Annotated in this window: 1 pseudogene; it reads right to left on the bottom strand. The window is 61.9% G+C overall.

Going from position 1 to position 265, the window contains the following annotated elements:
* Positions 1 to 265, bottom strand: a pseudogene (locus HGR_RS17620) (flagellin); the annotation flags it as partial.

The raw sequence follows: 265 nt of genomic DNA, 5'->3' as shown, positions 1-265 counted from the left end.
ATTGATCGTCGACTCGAAGCGCGACTGCAGGGCACCCAGCTTGGCGCGCTCACCGCTGATGAAGGCCAGGGCCGAGTCCACCGTCTTGATCGCGTCGTTGGCCTTGGCCACCGAGGTCACGTCCAGGTCCGCTACCTTGTGCAACACGGAAGCCGTGTCCGTGCCGATATAGGCGCTGGAAGCCGCCACCGTGGTGGTATGGCTGATCACGAAGGATTTGTTCGAGTCGAAGGTCAGGTAACCGCTGACGATCGCGTTTTGCGCG

This window comes from Hylemonella gracilis ATCC 19624 (genome assembly GCF_000211835.1).
In the GTDB taxonomy this organism is placed as follows: Bacteria; Pseudomonadota; Gammaproteobacteria; order Burkholderiales; family Burkholderiaceae_C; genus Hylemonella; species Hylemonella gracilis.
The sequence above is the reverse complement of the archived record's forward strand: the minus strand, read 5'-3'. Positions and strand labels throughout refer to the sequence as shown.